Genomic DNA, 24,951 nt, shown 5'->3' on the forward strand with positions numbered 1-24,951 from the left:
GCGCATGCTATATATTTGGGGCACCCCGAATCCGCGCCCTTCGCCGCCCACTGGCGTTGAGACAACAACAAGGAACCCTCCATGGCCGTCACCTCCAACAAGCTGCCGCATTGGACCATCGCCGCCCCGATACTCGCGTGGGTGGTGCTGGTGGTTGGCACGCTCATGACACCCCCCGGCTGGTTGATCGCGCTGATGGCACTGGCACTGGCCGGTGCCGTCTTTGCCGCCGTGCACCATGCCGAAGTAGTCGCGCACAAGGTGGGCGAACCGTTCGGCACCCTGGTGCTGGCCATTGCCGTGACCGTGATCGAGGTGGCGCTGATCGTGTCGGTCATGCTGTCATCCGGGCCCGAGAAAGCCGGGTTGGCGCGCGATACGGTATTCGCGGCGGTCATGATCATCTGTAACGGCATCGTCGGCCTGTGCCTGTTCGTAGGCGGCCTGCGGCACCGCGAGCAAGCCTTCCAGGCGCCGGGCGCCAACGCTGCGCTGGCCGTATTGGCCGCGCTGGTCACGTTGACCATGGTGCTGCCCAACTACACCAGCTCCACGCCTGGCCCGGTCCTGACCTCTTCGCAGCTCGGCTTTGCCGGTGTGACATCGCTGGTGCTGTACGGCTGCTTCGTGATCGTGCAGACCATCCGCCACCGCGATTACTTCCTGGTCGACAGCTCAGACGAAGACGTGCACGCCCCACCCCCGCCGACCCGTGTGGCCGTGGCCAGCGCCGTACTGCTGATGGTGTCCCTGGTGGCGGTGGTGGGCTTGGCCAAGGTGCTGTCCCCCTTCGTTGAAGCGGCCATTCTGAACGCGGGCGCACCGGCGGCAACGGTGGGGATCGTCATTGCCGCCCTGGTGCTGCTGCCCGAAGGGCTGGCTGCCGCACGCGCCGCCAACGCCGACCGCATCCAGACCAGCCTGAACCTCGCGCTGGGCTCGGCACTGGCGAGTATCGGGCTGACCATCCCCACGGTAGCCGCCGTGTTCATCTGGATCGGCCGGCCGCTGGAACTGGGCCTGGGGCCGAAAGAGATGGTCTTGCTGTTCCTGACCCTGATCGTGTCAGCGCTCACGCTGGGCAAGGGCCGCACGACGATCCTGCAGGGTGTGGTTCACCTTGCAATCTTTGCTGCCTACCTGTTCCTCTCGATCGTGCCCTGACGGCGGCACGATCATCACTCACGCAGGCAACGTCAGCGTTGCCTGCAGCCCGCCCCCTTGACGGTTGGCCAGCGCCAGACGTCCACCCATGGCCTGCGCCAACTGCTGCGCAATCGCCAAGCCCAGACCCGTACCGCCCGTCCCCCGGTTGCGTGACGTCTCCAGCCGGTGGAACGGCTGCATCACCCGCTCCAGTTCCGCCTCGGGAATGCCGGGGCCACGGTCCATCACCACGATGGCCAGGTTGCCGGACTCGCGCGATACCATCACTTCCGCATCGCCGCCAAACTTGATGGCGTTGTCGATCAGGTTGGTCAGGATGCGCCGCAGCGCCTGCGGTCGGGTCTCAACGGGCGCCCCAACCTTGCCTTCCACCATGATGGGCGTGCCGCCGTCCCGGTAGTCGTAGCTCAGGCTGTCGAGCAACGCGTCGATGTCCACACGGGCGGGGGCCTCTGCACTGCCGTGCAGCGTGCGGGCGTAGGTCACGCCTTCGCGCACGAGATGCTCCATCGCGCGCAGATCCTGCACCAGCCGCTCCTGCGTTTCAGAAGGGTCCATCAGATCCAGCCGCAGGCGCATGCGGGTGATGGGCGTCTGCAGGTCATGCGAGATCGCCGCCAGGATCTGCACGCGCTCGGCCAGATAGCCAGCAATGCGCTGCTGCATGGCGTTGAAGGCCGCCGCTGCGTGCGCTACCTCCACAGGGCCGTGTTCGGGAATCACCTCGCTCTTGAGATCGGGGCCGAGGCTTTCTGCGGCGGTGGCCAACTGCTTGAGCGGACGGGTGACCAGGCGCACGGCCAGCCACGCGCATCCGCCCAGCAAGACGAGCTGCACAACCAGCAGCACCGGCAGCCAGGTCGACAGCCCCATGGGATTCGGATGCACGTCGATGGTGAGCGGGCTGCCGTCACTGAGTGTCAGGTGCACCTGGTACTGATTGCCGCCGCCGGGCACTGCGTTGGCGGTAACGTTGTACCGCCCCTCCAGCGCGCGACCGATGGTGGCCGCCGCCTCGCGGGACAGGGCATCGCGCGGCGGCATATCGCTGCGAATGCCGGCGTCGAGTTCGTAGCGATAGGTGCGTCGGCTCAGCCGGTCGGCCCAAAGCGCGCGCTTGGCTGCGGGCAGCATGTCGAGCATGGCGACGGAACTGGCGACGTCGGTTTCCAGGTTGCCGAGCATCAGCCGGTCTGCCGCATCGGCGCGCTCGTGCAGCACAAGGCTGAAGGCCAGCCCCTGCGCCAGCGCCAACCCCACCAGCAGGATGACCATCAGGCGCGCAAACAACGTGCGCGGCCATAGACGCAGGGTACGCAACGCAGTCATGCGCGCTCCTCGCGAATCTCCACCGTCGAGGCAAACACATAACCGCCATTGCGCACGGTCTTGATGTACTTGGGCTCGCGCGCGTCGTCGCCCAGGCGTTGCCGCAGGCGGCTCACCATCAGGTCGATGGAGCGCTCGAACAATTCGGCATCACGGCCTTGCGTGAGGTTGAGCAGCTGGTCACGGCTGAGCACGCGCTGCGGGTGGTCGAGAAACACGCGCAGCAGCTTGTATTCCGCACCGCTCAGGGCAACGACCACGTCCTGGGCATCCAGCAGGTGCCGCGCCGTGGTATCGAGCCGCCAGTCGCCAAAGGCCAGCAGCGTAGCCGCCTCGGTGATCTGCAGGTTGGGCGGCAGCATGCGCGTGCGGCGCAGCACGGAACGCACGCGGGCCAGCAGCTCACGCGCGGCAAACGGCTTCACGAGGTAGTCGTCGGCGCCCATCTCCAGGCCGAGAATGCGGTCGGCCTCTTCGTTGCGGGCAGTCAGCATGAGGATCGGCAGGTTCTTGCGCGGGCCGGCACGCAGATCACGGCACAGGGCCAGGCCATCTTCACCGGGCAGCATGAGGTCGAGCACGATGAGGTCGACCGAGCCCTTGTCGAGCGCGGCGCGCATCTCGCGCCCATTGGCCACCAGCGTCACGCGCATCTCGTTGCGTTCCAGGTAGGTGCCCACCAACTCGCGGATCTCGCGGTCGTCATCAACGATGAGGATGTGATCGGGCTGGCTCATGGTTTGCGCTCGATGGGGGTGGAACGTGGCGTAGGAAGGGGGGTGGCGTGCCGGCGCCGGTCAGACGTGCTGGCCGGCCCGGGCGCCGCCCAGCGGCACACGCCCGCACCGCCCAGTTCACAGGTCAACGCAGAAAACATCATGGTGGCAAGCAGCAGCAGACCCCTCATGGCACGCATCCTTTCAGCAGTCGCACCGTAACACCGACGGCAGGCGATGGACGCATTGTGCGGCGGCTGGGGGACCATGTGGGGGCCTTTTGTATCGCTCTGTATCTGGCGGGCTCTTGAACAAGAAACATTGCACTTGCGCAGGCCTGCGGAAACAGCGGCGATACGTGCGGGGCATGCAATGCAGTCATCGGATCAACCAGGAGACGCCCGATGATTGACCTCATTCTTGCCGCACTGGCCGGCGTATTGACGATTGCATCGCCGTGCGTGCTGCCGGTGCTGCCCATGGTGCTGAGTGCGTCCAGCGACGAGTCCAGCGCGCTGCGCCCGGTAGCGATTGCATTGGGCTTCGTGCTCGCGTTTTCTGCGCTGGGCGTGGCATTTGGCGCGCTCTCCAGCTCGCTTGCCTGGGCGCAGGACGCCGTGCGCACCGTGGCGATTGTGATTCTGCTGCTGTCAGGGCTGGCCCGTCTGTGGCCCAGCGCGTTCGAGCGGCTTGTGGCACCACTGGGCGGCATCATCGATCGCTTTGCGGGGGTGGCCGCAGGTATCACATCTGGCACCGGCACGGGCCTGGCGGGCGGGTTCGTGCTGGGCATGACGCTGGGCGTGGTCTGGACGCCATGTGCCGGCCCCACGCTGGCCGCCATTCTGGCGCTGGTGGCCAAGGCACAGGACCTGGGCCGCGCCGGGGTGCTGCTGGCGCTGTTCTCTGCGGGTGCCGCGATTCCGTTGCTCGTCATCGCCTATGGCGGCCGCTATGTCACCGCGCAAGTCCGCAAGGTGTCACGGTATGCGCAGCGCCTGCAGCAAGTGTTTGGCGCTGCCGTCGTTGTTACCGCCGTGGCGATGCTTTTCCAGGTCGACACGCTGGTGGTGGCGCGGTTGAGTACGGTGCTTCCGTCGATTCACCTGGGGGTGTGAAGCATGCGTCGCGCCTGAAACGGCCGCCGGGGGATTTGTTCCTTGATGTATTGAGTCCTGTTCCCGCCCGTACCTTCATCCGGGCGGCGGCCGCGCCTAGAGTCGGTTCCATCCTCACAACCGCTTGAAACCTGGAGCCGCCATGACCATCGAAGAACGCCTTGCCGCACGCGGCCTCGTGCTGCCCCCTCCCCCGCAGCCGCTGGGCAGCTATACCGCTGTCAGTCAGGCGGGCGATCTACTGTTCGTGTCAGGGCAGTTGCCGCTGGCCAACGGCAAGGTGGTCTGGCAAGGCCAGGTCGGCAAGGACCTGACCCTGGAAGATGGCCAGCGTGCCGCAGAACTTGCCGCACTCAACGTGCTCGCGCAGATCCACGCGCATCTGGGTAGCTTCGAGCGGTTGGATCACATTGTCCGTGTCGAGGGACATGTCACCAGTGCACCCGGCTGGCTGCAGCAGCCTGCGGTGGTGGATGGCGCATCGGACTTCTTCGCGGATGTGCTAGCCGAGAAGGCCGGGCATGCGCGCATGGTGATCTCGCACTTCCAGCAGCCGGCCAATGCTGCCGTCATCCTGCTGGTGATCGCACAGATCAAACCCGCCTGATTGCCCTGTCCCTGCCCACTCAGGGGGAGCACTTCTCCACCAGGAAGTCGACGAACACCCGCACCCGGCGCGTCACGTGCCGGGCCGACGGATAGAGCAGGACGAACGGCCGCGTACTGCCGCCGTAGTCCTGCAACACCTCGACCAGCGTGCCGTCGCGCAAATCCTGCTCGACCACGAAGCGGTACGTCTGAAACAAGCCTGCCCCGGCGCGCGCCAACGTGGCGCCGCCGAGCGCGTCTTCCGATGTGCCATAGGTACCCGACGTCAGCAGATTCGTCTCTTCGCCATTCACTTGGAACACCCACGGCAGCTTGCGGCCGCTGCTGGGCACATCGAACTGAATGCATTCGTGCTGCTGCAGGTTTTCCGGCGTGCGTGGCGTGCCGGCGCGACGTAGATAGTCGGGCGCGGCCACCACCACCATCTCGGCATCTTCCAGCTTGCGGGCGATGAGGTTGGAGTCATCCGGTGCGCGCCCGCGCACGGACAGGTCATACGTGTCGTCCGCAAAATCGACATTGCGGTTGCTGATGTGCACGTCGACTTCGACATCCGGGTATTGCGCCCGGAACGCGGGCAGGATGGGCAGCACGCGATAGTGCGCATAGGGCGTCGGCAGGCTGATGCGCAGTAAGCCCGAGGGCGCTGCGCGCTGGCCGCTGATCTGCCGTTCCGCTTCCACCAATTGCGCCAATGCGCGGCGGCTCTGCTCGAAGTAGATCCGGCCCTCTTCAGTCAACCGGATCTGCCGCGTGGTGCGCACGAACAGGCGCACACCCAATCGCTCCTCCAACCGGAACACGGTGCGGCTGACCGCCGGCGGTGTCACGCCTGCAGCGACTGCGGCGGCCGTAAAACTGCCAAGCTCTGCCGCCAGGCAAAACAGCTCGATGCTGCCGAGCTGGAGATCATCGAACTGTCGCGTCATGGCGCCTACCGCATCAATGCAAAGGCCCCATCATAGTGCGGGATGTGATGCATCGCATTTGTTCCCGCTGCGCATAAGTGTTTGTGCGCGATGGGCATTCTTCAGCACAAGCCTGCGGCCTACATTGGACCTCAATCGATCCCGTCGGATCGACCGGCTTCACAGCCATCCACCAAACATGAGGTTCCCAAATGAGCACCACTCAAAAAGTCGCCGTCATCACCGGCGCATCGCAAGGCATCGGCGCAGAACTGGTCAAGTCGTATCGCGAACGCGGCTACCGCGTGGTGGCAACGGCGCGCAGCATCAAGCCGGTGGATGACGCTGGCATCCTGGCCGTTGCCGGTGACATTGCCGACCCGGCAACGGCACGCCGCGTGATTGCCGAGGGTGTGGCGAAATTCGGCCGCATCGACACGCTCGTCAACAACGCCGGCATCTTCATGGCCAAGCCCTTCACCAGCTATACGGCGGAAGACTACGCAGCCAACATTGGCGTGAACCTGACCGGCTTCTTCCACATCACGCAGCTCGCCATTGCCGAGATGGAGAAGAACGGCGGCGGCCACGTGGTCAGCATCACGACCACCCTGACGGACCATGCCATCAGCGGTGTGCCGTCGGTGCTTGCCTCGCTCACCAAGGGCGGTTTGAACGCGGCGACGAAGTCGCTGGCGATTGAATATGCGAAGCGCGGTATCCGCGTGAATGCGGTGTCGCCGGGCGTCATCAAGTCGCCAATGCACGCACCGGAAACGCACGACTTTCTTGGCGCGCTGCATCCGGTTGGCCACATGGGCGAGATGCGCGATATCGCACAGGCTGTACAGTTTCTGGAGTCCGCCCCCTTTGTGACAGGCGAGATCCTGCACGTGGATGGCGGCCAGAGCGCTGGGCATTGAGCCCGCCTGCGGCCGGTTGCTATACCACCGGCTGCATCTCCTGCAGCAGTGTCGGCACCAGTTCCGACACGGTCGGGTGGATGTGCATGGCACGGCTGATGGTGGTGTACGGCGCCTTGGCGTACATCACGTCGAGCAATGCATGCACGACCTCGTCGCCGGTCACGCCCAGGATCGCCGCGCCGAGAATCTCGTGGCTCTGCGCATCAACCACCACCCGCATGAAGCCTTGGCTTTCTCCCTTCTCCACCGCACGCCCGACGCGCGTCATGGGGCGGTTGCCGACCAGCAGCTTGCGGCCCGATTGCTTGGCCTCGGTCAGCGTCATGCCAACGCGACCAAGCGGTGGGTCGATGTACATGGCGTACGCCTGGATGCGGTCCGACACCCTGCGCGGATCGTCGTCCAGCAGATTGGCCGCGACGATCTCGTAGTCGTTGTAGGACGTATGCGTGAAGGCGCCGCGCCCGTTGCAATCGCCCAGGGCCCAGATGCCGGAGACGTTGGTGCGTAGTTGCTCGTCGACGCGGATATATCCGCGTGCATCGGTTTCGACGCCTGCCTTGTCCAGGCCAAGATCATCGGTATTGGGCACGCGCCCCACGGCCAGCAGCAGATGCGAGCCCGACACTTCACGCGCGCCGCCCGTGCAATCCAGCCCAACCACCACGTTGCCTGCTTCGCCGCGCACGCTCAGGCAGGTGGCGGCCAGTTGCACGTCGATGCCCTCGGCTTCCAGAATCTCGCGCACCGCCTGCGACACGTCTTCGTCTTCACGGGCGATCAGGCGCGGACCTTTCTCCACGATCGTCACACGCGCGCCGAAGCGCCGGTACATCTGGCCGAACTCCAGCCCCACGTAACTGCCACCGATCACGATCAGGTGCTCGGGCAGGAAGTCCACGTCCATCATGGTGGCGTTGGTCAGGTAGGGCACCTGGTCGAGCCCCGGCATCGGGGGGATCAGCGCGCGCCCGCCAACGTTGATGAAGATGCGTTCGGCCTCGAGCAGATCGTTGCCGACGCGCACGGTTTGCGCGCTCTCAAAGCGAGCATGCCCCTGGAAGACGGTGCAGTGCTCCAGGCCGCGGACCCACTGCTCCACGCCGTGGCTGGAGCGCCCGGAAATTTCGTCCTTGCGCGCCTTCACACGCGCCATGTCGACGTTGACCGGCCCATCGATCATCACGCCGTACTCGCCAGCCCGCTGCGCGAGGCGCGCGGCATATGCGCTGGCCACCAGTGTCTTGGTGGGAATGCAGCCGGTGTTGACGCATGTGCCGCCAAAACGCCCGCGCTCGATGATGGCAACCTGCATGCCGGCGCCGGACAACCGCGCGGCCAGCGCCGGGCCAGCTTGCCCGGTACCGATGATGATGGCGTCGAAGCGTTGCGTCATGGCGGTCTCCTGCGTGGCGGCATCGATTGCCACGGTATGGTAGACCGCACAGGCGTCAACGGCGACCCGGCGTCAGCGATATGTCTTGGGAAGGGGTGCCACCAGCCAGAACGGCGGATGGAAGGCAGGAAAATCTGGGCACCCGGGAGTGCAAGCCCCCCGGGTGGACATCCCATCAGTGGTGATGGTGATGCTTGCCGTGGCGACGGCGGCCATGATCGTCGTGGTCGGAGTATGAGTTGCGCTGCACGTTGCCGCCCAGCGCCGCACCCGCGCCGCCACCAAGGCCCGCGCCGACGATGCCGCCCGTGCGGCCGCCCATGGCGTTGCCCGCAGCAGCGCCCACGCCACCGCCCAGTGCGCCGCCAACAATCGCGCCCTTGCGCTCCCGGCCGTTGGCCGTCAAAGCGCCGCCGGCACCACCGCCAATCGCACCGCCAATCACCGAACCCGTCTGGCCGCCGATTGCACCACCCACGGCTGCACCACCCGCGCCGCCCAGTGCGCCACCAAGCGCGTTGCGCAAATCATCGGCCGCCGCCGGCAAAGCCGTCAGACCGGCGAGCGCGGCAACGATCAACGTCGGGGCAATCTTCTTCCACATGCTGGGTTCTCCTTGTTTGCACATGCTCAAATGCAGGATGCGCCACACCCCCGTTGGCGGGCTGCTCCTGGGTCAATCAATTCGCGGCGCAGAATACCGGGCGTGCGGCGTGGCGGGTTATACATTCCCGTCACACGAGTAACAAAATGTACGCAAGCCCCTCGCGTTGCTAAGTTGACCGACAGACTCAGGAGAAACCTCCCCCATGACGACTTATGTCGCCTTCCTGCGGGCCGTGAATGTTGGCGGTACCGGCAAGCTGCCCATGGCCGACCTGCGGGCGATGTGCGAATCCATTGGCCTGACCAACGTGCGCACCTACATTGCGAGCGGCAATGTGGTCTTTCAGAGCCGGCTGTCGGAAGCGTCGGTCAAGGCCAAGCTGGAGCGCTGCCTGGAGGACTACGCCGGCAAGCCCGTGGGTGTGCTCGTGCGCACGGGTGCGGAATTGGGGGCGGTGCTGGAGGGCAATCCGTTCAAAGGCCAGGCAGCCAATCGGACGGTCGCCATCTTTCTGGATGCGCCACCGCCCGCCGATACGTTGGCAACCCTGAGCGGTCAGCAAGCGGAAGAAGTCGCCCTGGGCGCACGTGAGATCTACGTGTACTACGGCGACGGCATGGCGCATTCCAAGCTGAAGATTCCTGCTGCCAAGACGGGGACGGCGCGCAATATGAACACCGTCGCCACGCTGGTTGCGTGGGTGGCGGCGTAGCTCAGGCAGCCGACTGATCCGGGTGAGGCACGTCGACCGCCGCAAACAGCGCGACGACCTCGGCGATCCGGCGGCAGCCGGTCTTTGCCAAGATGGCCTTGATCTGGCTGCGTACGGTGCTGATCCGTATGCCGCTTCTCTCGGCGTGCTCCCCGGGCGTCAGGCCTTCGATCATGGCAGCCAGCGCTGCCATTTCTGCATGGGTCAAACCGTAGGGGCGATGCGCAGAACGCGGCCATTCCGTCCGGTAGAAGGGACATCGCAAAAGAACCATCGCCATCGGCTGTGCCGGCATGACGTCGGCAGCAAGATGCGGCTGCAAGGGAACGACGTGCATCTCGATGGAGGCCCGACCGCTCTCGTCCGTCATATACAGCGGAACCGGTTCGACCTGCGGCATCGCATCACATGCCGCTCTCACCCGGCGCACCAGCAGCGGTGCGAGCGCCGGAACAGTGCAGCCCAGGCGGTTTGCGCTGACCCGAAGACCCGTCGACTGGTTCAGCAGGGCCTCGGCGGCGGGGTTGGCGTAGTGGATGCCCATGCCCGCGTCCACGATAACCACGCCGCGTGGCAGTGCAGCGAGTGCCGCGCTCGACAGTGTTGCACTGCCATGCCCGCGCATAGCCATGTCCTTCACGCGAAACACATGCGGCAGATGGCGCAGAACCCGCTGGAGTTCTCGCACGGTGTGCTGTTCATACGGCCGGTGGCCCACTGGGCGATGCACCGCCAGAATCAAGCGCCGATTGCCGTCGAACAGCGTGCCGCCGCATGAGTACCGGAGCCCTTCCGGGACGTAGAAATCCTGGTAGTACTCGCTGCGTGCCACGACGTTGTCCGACACGTAGCGGTGCATGGGGTACATCGTTCCCGCCGGCTGGCGCAGCAGCACCCCGCGTGCAAGATCAAGGCTGTGATAGTGCTTCGCGTAGTCGTCTGCCCACTGGGTGCTGTAGCCGACGAAGCGGTACTCGAGAAAGCGCTCCGTGATCGCGTCATGCACGAAGCAGTTTGCCGCGCGGGCATCGGCCAGGTGCCGCAGTGCTTCCAGCGCGGTATTCCACCCCTTCGGATCGACTGCGGCGGAATACAGCGCCGCAATGACGTTGTCGGCCGAACGCTCGGATGCCATGCCGATTCTCCCCTTCCTCGTGACAGCGCTGCACACACCAGCGCTGCGGCGGGGGCTCCATGCAATCGCGACCCTACGCTGCACGCTTGGTGTCATGCCGTCATGTTTGGCAGAAGTCGTTTGTCCGGGCTATCCCCAAATTTGGGGAGATGTCGTCTGGCAGCATCACCAGTACGTATTGGAAAACGTTTGCGGGTCAGCACACGGTCTGGATGCCGCCCCGATGCACCCAGCCTAGCGCGCTGACCGCGTCCCACGAGGCATCGGATATTCCATCTGAAGCGCGACGAACGCTGCAGTATCGCCACCGTGGCGTTGTGCAATGTCTTCCAGCGCCCGATCCAGCGCGACCACTGCGCGAAGCGGCTGCGGCGCGCTGGATAGCGGCGGTAGTGCATTTGCTGCCGCCCCAACCCGGTCGGGAAGAAACACCAAGCCGCTGCCCATACGCACACCGCCCGAGGTATCTGCCGTTGCCAACACGCGCGTGAAATAGGTACGGGCGTGTGCATCGGCCACCAAAGCCAGCGCAACATCATCACCACCGGGTTGCAAGGCAGCACCGAGCGTTTCGCGCCGCCACAGCGACAGCATGTTGCTGGCCGCCGTGTACAGATGCCGTGGGCTCAGCCTGAAGCCTGCACTTGCATGTTCGGCTGACCAGTCCGGCGCGCCGATGGCATCGGCCACCGCGCGGGCACGCTCCGCCCCGCCAATCGTCTGGATCAACGCCAGTGAGACGGGCACCGAGGCGGTTACGCCCGTCGTCGTCACAACACGGCCATCGGCCACGTAACGGCGGCCGGATACCCATTGCGTCTGCGGAAACTGCTTCGCAAGCGCATCGCGCGCATACCAGTGGGAGGTGGCGCGGCGGCCTGCCAGCAGGCCGGCACGCGCGAGCACCCATGCACCGTCACATACGCCGATGACCGTCGCGCCCTTGGCCCACTGCTGGCGCACCCAGGCCAGCAAACGCGGATCGTCATCCTCATGCACAGCAGGCACCACCACGTAGTCCGCACCATCGGGAAAGCGCGCGTCGAATGCGTCGATGGTGGCATCGGGTTCCAGCCGAAACGCGGGAAACATCTGCATCGGCCCCGGCTGGGTGCCGAGGGCGATCACATCCGCCACGTCAGCACGCTTGAGCACGCCATAGGGGACCACGAAATCGGTCAACTCCGTATTGGCGTTATGCCCGACCACAGCCACGAGCGGCCGTGCGCGCAACGGGTGCGCATGGTTGGCGGGAATCTCAGACTGCATGGCAGATGCGTCTGCATGCTGCACGGCAGCGGGCACACCACCGGGGTCCTGATGCACCTGCACCGCAAAGCAGCCGGCCAGGCAGACAGCCATCACGCACACACTCCAGCCGATGAGCAGAGCGCGCCGCACGATCAACGCCCCTCCCGGGTGAGCAGGCAGTTGAACGTTGAGAAGAAGGGCAGGTTCATGGTCAGGTGTATCCGCAGTCTTGGGAAATCCAGCGTAGCTTGACGCTCCCATTGGCAGCAATGACAATGATTTGTCGATTTCTGCCAATACCTCGCTCCCCGTGCCACGCGCTTCCGCTGCGCCCCGCTCCGATACAAGCCACTGCCCGACAGGCCCGCGCGTGGTCGCGCTGGTCGCCTACCCAGCGGTGCAGATGCTGGACGTGGCAGGCCCCGCCGATGTGTTTGCCATGGCGAATGCGTTCAACGTGGAGCCGGCCTACCGCGTCGTGCCGGTCTCATCGCAGGGTGGGCTGGTGCGAGCGTCGAATGGCATTGCCATCGATACGGAATCGATCGCCTCGCTGGCACCCGCCACCATCGACACGCTGATCGTTGCCGGCGGCGAGCGCGAAGGCTTGCTGGCGACGGGTGCCGATGCACCACTAGCGCAGTGGGCCCGCGAGGTATGCGTTTCGGCAAGGCGGTTCGGGTCGGTCTGCACCGGCGCGTTTGTGCTGGCGCACTGGGGCCTGCTCGATGCGCACCGCGCCACCACGCACTGGGCATCCGCACAGTTGCTCGCGCAGGTGTTTGCGAACGTTGCGGTCGAGCCCGACGCGCTCTACGTGCAAGACGGTAAGGCGTGGACGTCAGGCGGTGTCACGGCGGGCATCGACATGTGCCTGTCGATGGTCGAGCAGGATCTCGGCCGCTGGGTGGCGGCGCGGGTGGCCAAGCAGTTGATTCTGGCCGTGCGGCGGATGGGCAACCAGTCGCAGTACTCGCTGGCGCTGGAAACCCAATCTGGGCAGTACGCTGCACTGGTCGACTGGCTGCGCACGCGCCTGCGCGAACCGATCGACGTGGAGCAGATGGCGGCGGCGGCCGGTGAGGCGCCCCGCACCTTCCACCGCCGCTTCACCAAGGAAACCGGCATGACACCGCGCGCCTTTCTGGAAACGCTGCGGCTGCAAGCCGCCCGCGCGCATCTGGAGGCGGGCGACTCCGTCAAGCGCGCCGCCCGCGATGCCGGCTTCGGTTCAGAGGCCCATCTGGCTAAGGCGTTCCGGCGCCGGTTTGATCTCACCCCGTCGCAATACCAGGCGCAGTTCGGGCACGGCGGCTAACGCTTCAATGCGCGGCAGCTGCCTTGCGATGCGCCATGTGGTGGAAGTACGCCAGCAGATCATTGAGCTGCGCCTCGGACAGCGTCTTCTCATCAATGGACGACATGCGCGCATTCGGCCACCAGCGTAGCGACTGCGGATCGCGGATGAGGTGGCGCAGCTTCTCGTCACCGAGATACTCCACCGGGCTGTAGGGCACGTTCAGATCGGGGCCCAGTTGAGCATCGCCCGCGCGATTGAGTGTGTGACAGGAAAAACAGACGCGCTGGAAGGTGGCAAAGCCGCGCATGACGGGGCCATCGGCAGGCAACCCGGCTGCGGGGCGGATGGCCGCAAAGCGCTCCTGCGGCTGCGCGGCCACGTCAATGCGCACGATGTTGTACGTCCACAGGCTTTCATTCACCACGGCGGCCTTGGCCGGCGGCGCCGTCCAGATCAGGCGGAACGGCCCGATGTCCTGGCCCTTGAGCGTCGGCCACGGGGTGTCCGGGTCTTCCACGGCGAGCCAGGCGCGCGGCCCGTCGGGGCGGTCAGCCTGCAGCAGGCGCATCGGCAGATGCGATACGTAGCCGTCGCTGGCGACGGTGGTGGCGCTGGCATCCGGGCTGGTCGGCTGGCCCTTGAAGAATTCCGTCACGGGGACCGCCTTGAAGGTCAGGCGGCGCTTCAGGTTTTGGTCTTCCACCGTGACGTCGGTCAGGTGCGGGTTGTGCAGCAGTGCTTCGCGCGTCCACATGCGCGGCTGCGCGCCAACGGCAACCGTCAACGTAGCAAACTCGGCCGCGTACGCCGTGCCGCTCAGCGTTGCGCAGGCGCAGATCGCCCATCCTGCCAGTGTCACAAGCCAGTGCTTCATGTGTTCTCCCATCGGTAAAGCATTTGGATGTCGTTGTGGGGTGTGAGTGTATTCAAGCTGACAGACATGGGTTGCGCACTTTCATCGGTCAATCTGTTCCTCAATGCGCTGCCTGACGACGTGCAGCACGGCCTGCAACCGCTCAAGCGCCACAGAACCCAGCGCCAGACGCACGGCATGCGGCACCTGCTTCGATGTCGCAAAGGGTTCTGCCGTGGAGACGGAAATGCCGTCTGCCTGCAGAACTGCCGCAACATGGTCTGCGCGCACCTCCGGCGGCAAGACAAGCCAGACAAAATACGACGCCGGATGGCTGATGAGCGTCAGCCCGGCCAGAGCCTTGCGTGCGATGGCCTGACGTTCGACCGCATCGTGCCGCTTCTCAGCCTCCAGGCGGGTGACCGTTCCGTCGTCCAACCACGCGCACGCCAGGGCCGTGACGATTGCAGGCGTGTTCCAGGTGGTGGCGCGAATGGCGCGTTCGAGCTTGTGCACCCAGGCCGCCGGTGCCGCAACAAAACCAAAGCGCAGCCCCGTGGCCACGCTCTTGGACAGCCCCGATACGTAGACCGTCGCCTCCGGCGCAAGCGCAGCCAGGGGTGCGGGTGCATCGTCTGCGAGGAAGGCGTAGGCGGCATCCTCAATTGCCAGCAGCCCGTGTCGACGCACGATGGCGGCCAGCCGGCGCCGCCAGGCAATGCCGCTGACCCAGCCGAGCGGATTGTGCAGCGTGGGCATGACATAAACGGCGCGAACACGGCGACGCGTGCACACGCGCTCCAGCGCATCCAGATCCATGCCCTGCCCCGCTGCGGGAACCGGCGCCAGCTCCAGATGCAGCATCTCGGCCAGCACCTTGAAGCCGGGGTAGGTCAACGCGTCCACGGCCACCACGTCGCCCGGCTTCAGCAGCGCCATGACTGTCACGGCCAGCCCGTGCTGCGCACCATCGACGATCAGCACGTTGTCCGGCTCAACCGTCAGGCCCTTGCTTGCAAGGTGCCGCGCAACACAAGCACGCTCGTGCGGACGGCCGCCGTGCGGGGCATAGCGCAACAGCGCTTCAAGATCGCCCTGGGCCGCCAGTTGCCGCAACGCACGGCTCAACAGTTGGGCCTGCCCCGGCAGCGACGGGTAGTTGAAGTTCAGATCCACCACCCCCGCCGCCACGGCCTGCTGATCGACCCCCAGGCCACGCGGCAGCACGGCTTCGCGCACAAAGGTGCCGCGGCCCACCTCGCCGCTCACCAGCCCCATCGCTTCAAGTTCGGCATACACGCGCGTGGCCGTCACCAGTGCAATGCCGTGGTGTTCCGCCAGCTGGCGGTGCGTAGGCAGGCGCGTGCCGGGCGGCAGATCACCCGAACGGATCTGTGCGGCCAATGCATCGACCAATGGCTGATAGCGGGCTTGCGTCATTGCTGGGAGTACCGGATGTACTAAGGACAATTTTTTGATTGTATTGCCATCGCACCATAGCATGCCCGACATACCCCACCTAATCGGGCCCTGGCCCGCACATTCAGGACTGCCATGCACATCGCCATCCTCACCTTTGACGGATTCAACGAGCTGGACTCACTCATCGCCCTGGGCGTGCTCAACCGCATCAAGAAGCCCGACTGGCGCGTGACGCTGTGCTGTCCGCAGGCGCAGGTCACGTCGATGAACGGTGTGACGGTTCATGCGCAGTCGCTGCTGGAAGAGGCGCACACGGCAGATGCCGTCCTGGTCGGCAGCGGCGTGCGCACGCGTGAGGTTGTCGCCGATGCGGGGTTGATGGCGCGCCTGGCGCTCGACCCCGCGCGTCAGCTGATTGGCGCACAGTGTTCGGGCACGTTGGTCCTTGCCAAGCTGGGCCTGGTCGGCAACGTGCCAGCATGCACGGACTTGACGACCAAACCCTGGGTGCAGGAGGCGGGGGTGGAAGTGTTGAACCAGCCGTTCTATGCAAACGGCAATGTGGCGACGGCTGGCGGGTGTTTTGCTTCACCGTACCTGGCGGCGTGGGTCATTGCGCGCACCGAAGGCCTGGAAGCCGCCACTGCAGCGCTGCACTACGTGGCGCCTGTGGGTGAGAAAGAGGCCTATGTGGAAAACGCTTTGAAGAACCTCGTGCCGTACTTGCACGGGTAGTCCGTGTAACTCAGCGGCGCGCCACCCCAGCCAGCCATTGGCGCAGAACCGCCACGCTGTAGCGCGAATCCACCTCCGCAATGAACTGTGCAAAGTCCACGCTGGCCGCGTCGTCTGCGCGGTCAGAGATCGTGCGGATGGCGGCAAACGGCACGCCCCACTCGTGGCAGATCTGCGCGACTGCGGCGCCTTCCATTTCAACGGCCAGCGCGTCGGGCAAGGCTGCCCGCAACGCGGCGCTTTCGGCCGAGGTGGAAACGAAGCGGTCTCCGCTGATGATGAGACCGGCGTATGCCTGCGGCGCGACAATGCCGAACGCCTCCATGACCGGCTGCCCCAGCAAACCGAGCGGATCGGCCAGCACGGCCCGAGCACTGTCGAGCAACCCTTGGGCCAGCGCAGCGTCGGCCTGAAAGCGCGCCACACCCGTCAGCGGAATCTCCCAACGCGGGAAGAGCGGCGAGGCATCCACGTCGTGCTGCAGCAGTTCGGACGACACCACCACATCGCCCACCGCCACCCCGGGTGCCAGCGCACCGGCCACGCCGGCAAACACCACGGCCTGCACACCAAACTGCGCGACCAACATGGTTGCCGTGGACGCCGCCGCCACCTTGCCAACGCGCGACAGCACCACCACCACGGCCTGGCCATCCAGCTCGCCCGTCCAGAAATTCCGGCTGCCGACATGTACGGCGCGCGCGCCAGACAGCAGCGTCAGCAACTCGTTGATCTCTTCATGCAGCGCGGCCACGATGCCAATGGGGCCACCGGGGCCACCGGGGCCGTTGGCGTTCAGGTTGAGGGACGGTGTATTCATGTGCGGTGCGGCGCGCCGATTCGGGCGGCAATGACATCGGGAAAGGACGCCATTGTCGCCGCAATCGGCGCGCACGCCTCACACATTCAGAGCAGTTGGGCTGCCTTCTGCACCGCTGCGTGGCGATCCGCACGCAGGGTATTCAGGCGCGCCTTCACAGCTGTGAGAACTTGCGGCGCGGCCAGCTCGGGGCGTCCACACTCGAACGGCGGCGCCGGTGCGTACTCGATGCCGAGTTGCACTGACTGCGCATACTCGGCGCCGGCAATGTCGGCCATGACAGTGAGTGCCATGTCGATGCCCGCCGTCACGCCACCACCGGTGATGAGGTTGCCGTCACGCACCACGCGGCTCTCGTCCACAGTGGCACCGAAGGGCGGCAGCAGATCACGCCACGCCCAATGGCAGGCCGCACGCTTGCCTTGCAACAAACCAGCCGCACCCAGCACGAGCGAGCCGCTACACACCGAGGTGACATAGCGCGCGCCATCCGCCAGCCGGCGCACTTCACGCACGAAGTCGGCATCGGCCATGGCTTCGATCACGCCAAAGCCGCCGGGTACGCAGATGAGATCGGCACGCTCAATATCAGCCAGACGCTGCACATTCGTGATGGTGAGCCCGCCATCTGCGCGGATCTCTCCGCCACGCGCCGATGCCATCACGCACTGCGCGCCGGGCAGGCGCCAGAACACCTCGTCGGGGCCGGTGAAATCCAGCTGGGTAACGCGATCGAACAGAGCAAACACAACGACAAAGGGGGAAGCACTCATGGCACGAATCTCCTGTTGGGTGAGTTGACGCTTGGGTTGACGGTTCACAGCATCGCGCTCTATCGTGTTGGCAGCAATGTCATGCTTCCCGCATTTCCTGCCATCCGCATCCACCTGCTACCCGCCTGCTACCCACCCGCCGCCATGTCCCATCGCATTGCCGTTCTTGTGTTTCCTGACTTCCAGGTGCTCGACGCCGCCGGGCCGGTGGCCGCATTCGAGGTGGCCAGCCGCTACCGGGATGACCACTACGCCCTGCGGGTCGTAGCCGCACAGCCCGGCCTGGTGCGCAGTTCGTCGGGCGCGCTCTGGGCGGCCGAGGCCCTGCCGCCAGCAAGCCAGGTCGACACCCTGCTCGTGGCCGGCGGCGACGGTGTGGACGCCGCCATGCTGGATGCGCGCACGCGCCGTTTCGTGCAGCGCTGCGCGGCACGTGGCGCACGCATGGCCAGCGTGTGCTCAGGCAGCCTGCTGCTGGCCTCCACGGGCTTGCTGGACGGCCGGCGCGCCACCACGCACTGGTGCCGCAGCGAGCAGTTCGCGCGCGACTTCCCGCAGGTGCAACTGGAAGCCGACCACATCTACGTGAACGACGGCCGCTTCTGGACCAGCGCGGGCATCAGCGCCGGTATCGACCTCGCACTCGCGGTGATTGCTGACGATCTGGGTGAGCGCGTGGCCCGCGCGGTGGCACGGCAGTTGGTCGTCTACTACCGGCGCCCCGGCGGGCAATCGCAGTTCTCGGCGCTCAACGAAATGGACTCCGCCCGCGGCCGCTTCAAACCGCTGCTGGACCACGTGCGCCGCAACCTGGGGGCGCCGCACCGCGTGGGCGACCTGGCCGAACACGCATGCATGAGCCCGCGCCACTTCGCACGCGCCTTCCAGGCCGAGACGGGCCTCACCCCAGCCAAGGCTGTCGAGAAGCTGCGCGTGGAGGCCGCCCGCGCCGCGCTGGAAAGCGGCGCCACATCCATGCAGCGCGTGGCGACCGAATGCGGATTTGGCGATACGGAACGGATGCGCCGCAGCTTTCAGCGCTTGTTGGGCATGCCGCCGTCGGTGTTGCGGGCGCGGTAGCACCGTCTGAGGCGAGAAGAAATATGGCGCGCAGCTCGTACAGGTCGTGCGCCACAGGGCAACGGCATTTCAATGCGTAGTTCCTTGCGCTGGTGATCCAGGTGCTGATCGTGGGTGTCCGCGATGTCACCGCGTTGCTGCCCCACCGCGCGGCCGAGACGGATCTCTACGCCGCCAAGAAGTACGGACGCAACCGTGTGAAGGCTGTGCAGCTAGGCGAGCACAAGACGCTGCCGACGCCACAAGCGCTGGCAACCGCGGACCCTGCTTATACGGCAACGCCGCTCGCCTGACGGCGCGCCGGCCAACCTACGCCCTACACCAGCACCGCCAGCTTCACCAGATCCACGATCCGGTTGCACTGCATCTTCCCTTTCATGCTGGTGATGTGCGATCGCACGGTGTGCTCCGACACGCCGTTCTGCGCAGCAAGTTCTGACGGTGCCAGCCCGGCCACCAGCCCGGCCAGCACCTTCGCCTCGGTTTTCGTGATCTCGAATGCGGTGATCAGGTTGTCAGCATCGGCCTGCTTGAGCGCGCTGTTGCGGCGCATCCGCACGAACACAAGCGGCGCATCCGACGGAAACAGCTGGGGATTGGCGGGGGCCATGTCCAGGCTCAGGGTCTCACCCCAGGCGAGTGAGACCGTCATCTTTGCGCGACACCCGGTGTGCAAGGTGGTCGCCATCACCTTGGCCAGGTGATCCAGCACCGACGGGCTCGGGTGCCAGAGCCTATCGTGCCGGACCCGCAGGCCACACCGGTTGTCGAGCAATGACCTGGCCAATGCGGATGCATGCACGACCGCGCCGCCTTCCGACAACAGCAGCACCGCCTCATCCATGGCAGAAAACGCGTCTTCCAGCAGGCGGAGCATCTGCGTGGCGGGCGAATCGGCCCACGCGGGCATTGGCCAGCCGCCGCGCTGCGGCGCTTGCGTGCTGGGCGTGGCACCGCCCACCAACAGATTCGTCATGTGGCCTCCCCAGACCCTGTCGTGCATGCCGTTGTGCATTCGGTTGAGGCTCATGGTGGACGGTGCACTCGCTAGTTGCATCACCCTTTCGGGGTATGCGTTGCTTGCCTGGGCCGTGTCATGATCGGCGCTCGGTATGGGTATTGCTGGGTGTTGGTCATGCCACGCGGGAGGCGCCGATGGGCGAGACAGTGGATATTCCGGCGGAAACGCTTTCCAGGCTCATTGGCCTGATCTACGGCGCCGCCAGCGACGACGACCTCTGGCCCAGCCTGCTACAGGCCATGGCCGACTTCCTGATGCAGAGCGGCGCGCAAGATGCACGGCCCGTCTCAACCGCAGAAACCGATGCCATCGTCGCCAGCTGGTTTGGTGACACCAGCAGCCCGCTGCCGAGCACTGCCAGCGCGACGGAACAGCAGGTGTTCCAACTGCTCGCGCCGCATTTCGTGCGCGCGTGGGACATGCGCCAGACCCAGGCCGATGCAGAAACGCATCGCCAGATCAGTGACTCCGTATTGGACCGCCTGCCGGTGGGCGTGGCGCTGGTGGAAGACACCGGTGCCGTGGTCAGCATGAACCGCGCGCTGCGGCTGATTCTGGACAACAACGACGGCCTGGTACTCGTTGCCGGGCGCATGGAATCCCGCCCGAGAAAGCTGTTGGAAGATGCGCTGCGTGAAATGGCCGCGGTGGCCTCGGTGGCATCGGTGGCATCGGCCGCCGCACACGCAGGCACCCGCACGGCATTCCGCCTGGAGCAGGCCGCCGGGCCGCTGTCCGTGCTCGTCAGCAAGCTGCAGCCGACCAACGAGAGCACCCCGCTGGCAATGCTGTGGGTGGCGAGCGCCGATGTGCCGCTGGTGCCCGAAGGCGGCCTGCGCGAACTGTTTGGCCTGACTGCCGCAGAAGCACGGCTTGCCCAGCGGCTGGTGCGCGGGCTGACGCTGGAAGAATCCGCGCAGGACCTGGGCACCACCACCAACACTGCCAAGACGCAGCTCAAAGCCATCTTTGCCAAGGTGGGCGTACGCCGCCAACCGGAGCTGGTGCAGGCCATCTGGTCAACACCGCTGTGGCTGGACCAGGGCGGCGGCCAACCCAATCGCTTGCCGCTGGGCAAGCACGCCACACCCGCGCCCACACCCCGCACATCTGCAGGAGACGGCCGCATGGTCCTGCCCGATGGCCGCACGCTGGCGTGGTCAGACAGCGGCGATCCGGATGGGTTGCCCGTGATCCAGATGCACGGCCTGTCATGCTCGCGGCACTTGCGACATCCGGACGATGCCTTGCTGCGGGAGGCATCCATCCGCCTCATCATCCCCGAGCGGCCGGGCACGGGCGACTCCGACCCCAAGCCCGGGCGCAAGGTGGCCGACTGGCCGGCCGACGTGCAAGCGCTGGCCGATCACCTCAAGCTCGATCGCTTTGCCGTGCTGGGGTATTCAGCCGGCATGCCCTATGCGTTTGCCACCGCACAGGCGCTTCCCGAACGCGTGAGCGCCGTCTTCATCGTGGCAGCCACGCCCCCGGTTGAACGCGTGGACGACATCAAGGCCTATTCCGCACACTTCCGCATGGCGCTCATGGTGGCGCGCTACATGCCGAACCTGTTGCCGCCGCTGCTGCACGTGGTGGTGCGCAGCATCCGCAAGGATGTCTACCGTTACATCGAATCCATCTTGAAATCCATGCCCGACGTGGACCAGCAAGTCTTCCGGCAAGCCGCGTTTCGCGAAAACTACGCGCAAGAGTTGCTGGCCGGCGTCAAACACGGCGGCCAGCATTTTGTGGTCGAGACGCTATTGAACGTGCATGGCTGGCAAGTCGATGGCCACCGCTTTGCCATGCCGGTTGAATTCTTTCACGGCGCGCTGGATTGGCACGTGTCCGTCAACGCCGCGCGCAGGCTGGTCCAGCGCATTCCGGGGGCGCAGTTACATGAGGTGGAGGATGGTGGCCACTTTTTGATCTACTCACATTGGCGGAACATCCTGCGCGCCATGCAGGCGCGGCTGTCCTGCATCGCCTGATGCCGCTGCAGTGCCTAAGCTTCCTGCAGCAGGCCGAGGTAGCGCGGCAGATCAATGTTGCCGCCCGTCACGATCACGCCAATGCGCGCCCCCTTGATGGGCAATCCGCCATAGCGGGCAGCAGCTAGGCCAAGACATGCGGTGGGCTCCACCACCAGCTTCATGGCCTGCGCAAAGCGGCGCATGCACGCCACCAGCATCGCGTCTTCCACGGAAACGATCTCTGTCACACCGCGCTGCAACAGCGCGAACGTCAGCGCACCGAGATGCTGTGCGCGCGCACCGTCCGCAATCGTGTCCGGCGGGTCGATATGCACGATGTGGCCGGCCTGCAGCGACTGTCTGCCATGGTTGCCCGTCACCGGCTCCGCCCCGTACAGCTTGCAGGCGGGCGCCAACGCAGCGGTCACCAGTGTTGCGCCGCCGAGCAACCCACCACCGCCCTGGCTCGCAAAGATGGCATCCAGCGGCCCCACCTCGTCGATCAGCTCGCGCGTGACGGTGGCCTGGCCGGCAATGACGTCGGCATGGTCATAGGGCGGAATGAGCGTCAGGCCGTGCGCTTCAGACAGTTCACGCGTGATGGCTTCGCGGTCATCGATACGCCGATCGTAGAAGACGATGTGCGCACCGTAATGCCGCGCCGCATCCACCTTGCTGGCCTGGGCATCGTGCGGCATGACCACGGTGACGGGAATGCCAAGCATCTGCCCGGCCAGCGCCATGCCCAATGCATGGTTGCCCCCTGAGAACGCCACCGCGCCACGCTTGCGCTGCCCGGCGTCAAAGCGCGCCAATGCGTTGAACGCGCCCCGAAACTTGAACGCCCCGGTGCGCTGCAGGTTCTCGCACTTGAAGTAGACCTGCGCCCCAACCCAGGCATCCATCTCGGGGGAGCGCAGCACCGGGGTGCGCAGCGCATGGCCAGCCAGGCGTGTGCTGGCGGCTTCCACATCGTTCCAATCCGGCAGCACGGGGGCTGCCGCTGCAATTGCCGTCACTCAACGGCCTCGTCCGACGGATGCTTCCATGCGGCCAGCACTTCCGGCGACGGTGTCAAACCCAGAACAATACCGCGCGCGCCAATCGGCTGCTGGAACCAGCGCTTCTGCAGCGCAAGCACGTCTGGGCTGGCGAACAGCGCGGCCAGTGTCTGATCGACCAGTGCCTTCCATTGCGCATCGGCCCTGGACAGCATCAGCGCGTTCCGCTCCACCGACAGCGTGGGGCCGACCACCTCGTATTGCGCCGGCGTCTTTGCGTTGGCGCGCAGGCCATAGAGCACCACATCGTCAAGCACGAACGCCTGCGCACGCCCCGTGTCGAGCATCAGGAACGATTCAACGTGGTCCTTGGCGTAGACCTCGCGATAGCCGTACTGATCCTTGAGGCGACGCACGTGGCGATCGCTGGTGGAGCCGGCACTGGTCACCACGGTCTTGCCGCGCATGTCGTCAAACGACTGAATGCCCGAATCCGTACGCACCAGCATGCGCACTGCCGAGACGTAGTACGCCAGGCTGAAATCCACCTGCTTCTTGCGCTCGGCCGTAATGGTGTTGGGCGCGCAGTCAATGGCGACCAGCCCATTGACCACCGCCGGCACGCGGCTCTGCGCGGTCAACGGCAACCAGCGCACTTTCAGTTCCGGCAGATTGAGGCGGCGCTGCGCCGCTTCGGCCACGCGCAGGCACAGGTCCACCGCATAGCCGGCGGGCTGGCCCTTGGCGTCAGAGAACGAGAACGGCACCGCGCCTTCGCGGTAACCCAGGGTGATGGTGCCGGACTGGCGGATCTGGTCGAGAACGGGCGTCGGGCTCTGGGCCTGCGCCGGTGTGGCCACCGCAATCGACAGCTGCAGCAGCAGCGCGGCAAGTGCGCGCGAAACGATCGGCAATGCGGAAGACGACATGGTGATCCTTGACGAAAGCGGCAAGGATAGTCACCGGCCCCGTGGGGGCGAACGATCGATTGGCTATATGAGCATCCCGTGGCAGGGCATGTGCATATACGTCGTTCGCATATGCGCGTGGCGCTAGCCGCCCGACGATGACGGCGATGCAGCGGACGACAGCGCCATCGCCATGCGCCGCTCCCGCGCCGCCACCCAGGTGCCCGCCGCCCCGCACATCGCAATGGCTAGGATGCCCGCCACCGACCAGCCATCTGGCACATGCGAGAAGACCAGCCAGCCGCCAATCATGGCAAAGCCGATCTGCATGTACAGGTAAGGCGTGAGCATTGCCACCGGCGCGCGGGTGTACGCCAGGATGAGCAGGGCATGGCCGGCCGAACTGACAACGCCCATCAGGATCAGCAGCAGCCACCACGTCCACCCCAGCGCCTGCCAGCCGAACGGCAGCGCAAAGGTCAGGCACAGCGTGCCGACGGCGCCCGTATAGAAGTGGGTGGTACCCGCCTCGTCCACGTTGGCCAGCCGGCTGGTGACAATCTGGAAGGCGGCATTGGCAGCCACCAGACCCAGCGGCAGCAACATGTTCCAGCCAAAGGTGCCGCCGCCGGGCCGGAGCACCATCATGGCGCCAAGAAACCCGCCCGCCATGAATACCCAGCGCACGGCGGAGACCTGCTCGCCCAACAGCAGGGCTGCCACCAGGGTAATGACCAGCGGGGTCAGCATCACGATGGCCGTCACCTCGCCCACCGGCATCTGCCGCAGGCTGAGGAACGCAAACAGGCTGACCGACAGCAACAGCACCCCGCGCAGCACCTGCAGCCGGGGCCGGCGCGTACGCAGCAAGGAGCGCCCCCTGCTGGGCAGCAGTGTCACGCCCGTCGTGACCGTTTGGAACAGGTAGCGGAACCAGAGCGCCATGGCCACCGGCACGGTGGTGCTGACATATTTGGTGAGCGTGTCGAACGCGGCAAAGAACGCGACCGCTGCAATCAGAAAAGCGATCCCCTGCAGAGGGTGTTGGGCACGACGCAAGGTGGTCGACTCCGAGAGCGGGCTGGGTGGGTGTGTCGCTGGTGCGACGCATCATACCCCCACCCTCATGCGCTTTGCGCGTGCATCACGCTGCGCGTTGACATCGGCCACCCGCGTGACTATCACCGATGA

The 24,951-nt window shown here is 65.7% G+C and carries 25 protein-coding genes; 10 read left to right on the forward strand and 15 right to left on the reverse strand.

Annotated elements, in window-relative coordinates:
* The first annotated feature begins 81 nt into the window (after nt 1-81).
* Nucleotides 82-1,164 carry a calcium:proton antiporter gene (locus tag C404_RS33345; RefSeq protein ID WP_021193031.1) on the forward strand — a complete coding sequence of 361 codons (1,083 nt, stop codon included), beginning with the start codon at nt 82-84 and terminating at the stop codon, nt 1,162-1,164.
* A gap of 18 nt (nt 1,165-1,182) precedes the next feature.
* Here C404_RS33345 and C404_RS33350 read toward each other — a convergent pair whose 3' ends face one another.
* Together C404_RS33350 and C404_RS33355 are read right to left on the reverse strand one after the other, a co-directional pair.
* Nucleotides 1,183-2,496 (reverse strand): sensor histidine kinase, encoded by a 1,314-nt coding sequence (locus C404_RS33350; RefSeq protein WP_021193032.1) that lies wholly within the window; start codon nt 2,494-2,496, stop codon nt 1,183-1,185.
* A complete protein-coding gene (locus C404_RS33355; protein ID WP_021193033.1) occupies nt 2,493-3,233 on the reverse strand; it encodes a response regulator in 741 nt (246 codons plus the stop codon). The genes C404_RS33350 and C404_RS33355 overlap by 4 nt, the downstream gene beginning before the upstream one ends.
* A gap of 383 nt (nt 3,234-3,616) precedes the next feature.
* On the opposite strand from C404_RS33355, the gene C404_RS33360 reads away from it, so the two are divergent.
* Both C404_RS33360 and C404_RS33365 read left to right on the forward strand, forming a co-directional pair.
* The gene (locus C404_RS33360) at nt 3,617-4,330 is read left to right on the forward strand and encodes a cytochrome c biogenesis CcdA family protein (protein WP_021193034.1); all 714 of its coding nucleotides are present in this window, start codon (nt 3,617-3,619) and stop codon (nt 4,328-4,330) included.
* A gap of 142 nt (nt 4,331-4,472) precedes the next feature.
* Entirely contained in the window at nt 4,473-4,937 is a 465-nt protein-coding gene (locus C404_RS33365) for a RidA family protein (RefSeq protein ID WP_021193035.1), read from the forward strand.
* A 19-nt stretch (nt 4,938-4,956) separates the two neighbouring features.
* Here the strand turns inward: C404_RS33365 and C404_RS33370 are convergent, their stop codons facing one another.
* A complete protein-coding gene (locus tag C404_RS33370) occupies nt 4,957-5,868 on the reverse strand; it encodes a LysR family transcriptional regulator (protein ID WP_021193036.1) in 912 nt (303 codons plus the stop codon).
* A 191-nt stretch (nt 5,869-6,059) separates the two neighbouring features.
* Here C404_RS33370 and C404_RS33375 point away from each other — a divergent pair, with 191 nt between their 5' ends.
* On the forward strand, nt 6,060-6,770 hold the full coding sequence (locus tag C404_RS33375) for an SDR family NAD(P)-dependent oxidoreductase (protein ID WP_021193037.1): 711 nt from the start codon (nt 6,060-6,062) through the stop codon (nt 6,768-6,770).
* 19 nt (nt 6,771-6,789) lie between these two features.
* Here the strand turns inward: C404_RS33375 and C404_RS33380 are convergent, their stop codons facing one another.
* Together C404_RS33380 and C404_RS33385 are read right to left on the reverse strand one after the other, a co-directional pair.
* Nucleotides 6,790-8,169 carry an FAD-containing oxidoreductase gene (locus tag C404_RS33380; protein WP_021193038.1) on the reverse strand — a complete coding sequence of 460 codons (1,380 nt, stop codon included), beginning with the start codon at nt 8,167-8,169 and terminating at the stop codon, nt 6,790-6,792.
* Between the two features lie 175 nt (nt 8,170-8,344).
* A complete protein-coding gene (locus C404_RS33385; RefSeq protein ID WP_021193039.1) occupies nt 8,345-8,773 on the reverse strand; it encodes a hypothetical protein in 429 nt (142 codons plus the stop codon).
* A gap of 205 nt (nt 8,774-8,978) precedes the next feature.
* Between C404_RS33385 and C404_RS33390 the strand changes: the two genes are divergently transcribed.
* Entirely contained in the window at nt 8,979-9,488 is a 510-nt protein-coding gene (locus tag C404_RS33390; RefSeq protein ID WP_021193040.1) for a DUF1697 domain-containing protein, read from the forward strand.
* Between the two features lies 1 nt (nt 9,489).
* On the opposite strand, the gene C404_RS33395 is transcribed toward C404_RS33390, so the two are convergent.
* Both C404_RS33395 and C404_RS33400 read right to left on the reverse strand, forming a co-directional pair.
* Nucleotides 9,490-10,623, reverse strand: coding sequence for a helix-turn-helix transcriptional regulator (locus tag C404_RS33395; protein WP_021193041.1), 1,134 nt, complete (start codon nt 10,621-10,623; stop codon nt 9,490-9,492).
* A 234-nt stretch (nt 10,624-10,857) separates the two neighbouring features.
* Nucleotides 10,858-11,985 (reverse strand): DJ-1/PfpI family protein, encoded by a 1,128-nt coding sequence (locus tag C404_RS33400; RefSeq protein WP_021193042.1) that lies wholly within the window; start codon nt 11,983-11,985, stop codon nt 10,858-10,860.
* Between the two features lie 169 nt (nt 11,986-12,154).
* On the opposite strand from C404_RS33400, the gene C404_RS33405 reads away from it, so the two are divergent.
* The gene (locus C404_RS33405; protein ID WP_232317437.1) at nt 12,155-13,192 is read left to right on the forward strand and encodes a GlxA family transcriptional regulator; all 1,038 of its coding nucleotides are present in this window, start codon (nt 12,155-12,157) and stop codon (nt 13,190-13,192) included.
* 4 nt (nt 13,193-13,196) lie between these two features.
* On the opposite strand, the gene C404_RS33410 is transcribed toward C404_RS33405, so the two are convergent.
* Nucleotides 13,197-14,048 carry a c-type cytochrome gene (locus C404_RS33410; RefSeq protein WP_021193044.1) on the reverse strand — a complete coding sequence of 284 codons (852 nt, stop codon included), beginning with the start codon at nt 14,046-14,048 and terminating at the stop codon, nt 13,197-13,199.
* An 81-nt stretch (nt 14,049-14,129) separates the two neighbouring features.
* The gene (locus C404_RS33415; protein WP_021193045.1) at nt 14,130-15,467 is read right to left on the reverse strand and encodes an aminotransferase-like domain-containing protein; all 1,338 of its coding nucleotides are present in this window, start codon (nt 15,465-15,467) and stop codon (nt 14,130-14,132) included.
* 114 nt (nt 15,468-15,581) lie between these two features.
* On the opposite strand from C404_RS33415, the gene C404_RS33420 reads away from it, so the two are divergent.
* The gene (locus C404_RS33420; protein ID WP_021193046.1) at nt 15,582-16,184 is read left to right on the forward strand and encodes a DJ-1/PfpI family protein; all 603 of its coding nucleotides are present in this window, start codon (nt 15,582-15,584) and stop codon (nt 16,182-16,184) included.
* A gap of 10 nt (nt 16,185-16,194) precedes the next feature.
* Here C404_RS33420 and C404_RS33425 read toward each other — a convergent pair whose 3' ends face one another.
* A complete protein-coding gene (locus C404_RS33425; protein WP_021193047.1) occupies nt 16,195-17,004 on the reverse strand; it encodes a 5'-methylthioadenosine/adenosylhomocysteine nucleosidase in 810 nt (269 codons plus the stop codon).
* 86 nt (nt 17,005-17,090) lie between these two features.
* A complete protein-coding gene (locus C404_RS33430; protein ID WP_021193048.1) occupies nt 17,091-17,777 on the reverse strand; it encodes a DJ-1/PfpI family protein in 687 nt (228 codons plus the stop codon).
* 144 nt (nt 17,778-17,921) lie between these two features.
* Between C404_RS33430 and C404_RS33435 the strand changes: the two genes are divergently transcribed.
* The gene (locus C404_RS33435; protein WP_031328781.1) at nt 17,922-18,857 is read left to right on the forward strand and encodes a GlxA family transcriptional regulator; all 936 of its coding nucleotides are present in this window, start codon (nt 17,922-17,924) and stop codon (nt 18,855-18,857) included.
* A 110-nt stretch (nt 18,858-18,967) separates the two neighbouring features.
* Nucleotides 18,968-19,150 (forward strand): hypothetical protein, encoded by a 183-nt coding sequence (locus tag C404_RS33440; protein WP_152524396.1) that lies wholly within the window; start codon nt 18,968-18,970, stop codon nt 19,148-19,150.
* A 23-nt stretch (nt 19,151-19,173) separates the two neighbouring features.
* Here C404_RS33440 and C404_RS0129500 read toward each other — a convergent pair whose 3' ends face one another.
* Complete coding sequence (locus tag C404_RS0129500; protein ID WP_232317436.1) at nt 19,174-19,833, reverse strand: helix-turn-helix transcriptional regulator; 660 nt, start codon at nt 19,831-19,833, stop codon at nt 19,174-19,176.
* Between the two features lie 179 nt (nt 19,834-20,012).
* Between C404_RS0129500 and C404_RS58720 the strand changes: the two genes are divergently transcribed.
* Nucleotides 20,013-21,869: an alpha/beta fold hydrolase gene (locus tag C404_RS58720; protein ID WP_021193052.1), complete on the forward strand. Its 1,857-nt coding sequence runs from the start codon at nt 20,013-20,015 to the stop codon at nt 21,867-21,869.
* A gap of 14 nt (nt 21,870-21,883) precedes the next feature.
* Here the strand turns inward: C404_RS58720 and C404_RS33450 are convergent, their stop codons facing one another.
* From C404_RS33450 to C404_RS33460, 3 genes are all read right to left on the reverse strand, one after another.
* A complete protein-coding gene (locus C404_RS33450) occupies nt 21,884-22,861 on the reverse strand; it encodes a threo-3-hydroxy-L-aspartate ammonia-lyase (protein WP_031328784.1) in 978 nt (325 codons plus the stop codon).
* Nucleotides 22,862-22,866: 5 nt separating this feature from the next.
* Nucleotides 22,867-23,781 carry an amino acid ABC transporter substrate-binding protein gene (locus tag C404_RS33455; RefSeq protein ID WP_021193054.1) on the reverse strand — a complete coding sequence of 305 codons (915 nt, stop codon included), beginning with the start codon at nt 23,779-23,781 and terminating at the stop codon, nt 22,867-22,869.
* A gap of 123 nt (nt 23,782-23,904) precedes the next feature.
* Entirely contained in the window at nt 23,905-24,819 is a 915-nt protein-coding gene (locus C404_RS33460) for a DMT family transporter (RefSeq protein WP_021193055.1), read from the reverse strand.
* Nucleotides 24,820-24,951: the final 132 nt, after the last annotated feature.

This window comes from Ralstonia sp. AU12-08 (genome assembly GCF_000442475.1).
Lineage (GTDB): Bacteria > Pseudomonadota > Gammaproteobacteria > Burkholderiales > Burkholderiaceae > Ralstonia > Ralstonia insidiosa.

Coding starts and splice junctions, on each gene's coding strand:
- C404_RS33455 (WP_021193054.1), bottom strand. CDS start 23,781: ATGTCGTCTTCCGCATTGCCGATCGTTTCGCGCGCACTTGCCGCGCTG.
- C404_RS33355 (WP_021193033.1), bottom strand. CDS start 3,233: ATGAGCCAGCCCGATCACATCCTCATCGTTGATGACGACCGCGAGATC.
- C404_RS33435 (WP_031328781.1), top strand. CDS start 17,922: ATGTCCCATCGCATTGCCGTTCTTGTGTTTCCTGACTTCCAGGTGCTC.
- C404_RS33425 (WP_021193047.1), bottom strand. CDS start 17,004: ATGAATACACCGTCCCTCAACCTGAACGCCAACGGCCCCGGTGGCCCC.
- C404_RS33415 (WP_021193045.1), bottom strand. CDS start 15,467: ATGACGCAAGCCCGCTATCAGCCATTGGTCGATGCATTGGCCGCACAG.
- C404_RS33345 (WP_021193031.1), top strand. CDS start 82: ATGGCCGTCACCTCCAACAAGCTGCCGCATTGGACCATCGCCGCCCCG.
- C404_RS33400 (WP_021193042.1), bottom strand. CDS start 11,985: ATGGCTGTCTGCCTGGCCGGCTGCTTTGCGGTGCAGGTGCATCAGGAC.
- C404_RS33365 (WP_021193035.1), top strand. CDS start 4,473: ATGACCATCGAAGAACGCCTTGCCGCACGCGGCCTCGTGCTGCCCCCT.
- C404_RS33375 (WP_021193037.1), top strand. CDS start 6,060: ATGAGCACCACTCAAAAAGTCGCCGTCATCACCGGCGCATCGCAAGGC.
- C404_RS33390 (WP_021193040.1), top strand. CDS start 8,979: ATGACGACTTATGTCGCCTTCCTGCGGGCCGTGAATGTTGGCGGTACC.
- C404_RS58720 (WP_021193052.1), top strand. CDS start 20,013: ATGGGCGAGACAGTGGATATTCCGGCGGAAACGCTTTCCAGGCTCATT.
- C404_RS33410 (WP_021193044.1), bottom strand. CDS start 14,048: ATGAAGCACTGGCTTGTGACACTGGCAGGATGGGCGATCTGCGCCTGC.
- C404_RS33360 (WP_021193034.1), top strand. CDS start 3,617: ATGATTGACCTCATTCTTGCCGCACTGGCCGGCGTATTGACGATTGCA.
- C404_RS33350 (WP_021193032.1), bottom strand. CDS start 2,496: ATGACTGCGTTGCGTACCCTGCGTCTATGGCCGCGCACGTTGTTTGCG.
- C404_RS33385 (WP_021193039.1), bottom strand. CDS start 8,773: ATGTGGAAGAAGATTGCCCCGACGTTGATCGTTGCCGCGCTCGCCGGT.
- C404_RS0129500 (WP_232317436.1), bottom strand. CDS start 19,833: ATGACGAATCTGTTGGTGGGCGGTGCCACGCCCAGCACGCAAGCGCCG.
- C404_RS33420 (WP_021193046.1), top strand. CDS start 15,582: ATGCACATCGCCATCCTCACCTTTGACGGATTCAACGAGCTGGACTCA.
- C404_RS33380 (WP_021193038.1), bottom strand. CDS start 8,169: ATGACGCAACGCTTCGACGCCATCATCATCGGTACCGGGCAAGCTGGC.
- C404_RS33430 (WP_021193048.1), bottom strand. CDS start 17,777: ATGAGTGCTTCCCCCTTTGTCGTTGTGTTTGCTCTGTTCGATCGCGTT.
- C404_RS33395 (WP_021193041.1), bottom strand. CDS start 10,623: ATGGCATCCGAGCGTTCGGCCGACAACGTCATTGCGGCGCTGTATTCC.
- C404_RS33370 (WP_021193036.1), bottom strand. CDS start 5,868: ATGACGCGACAGTTCGATGATCTCCAGCTCGGCAGCATCGAGCTGTTT.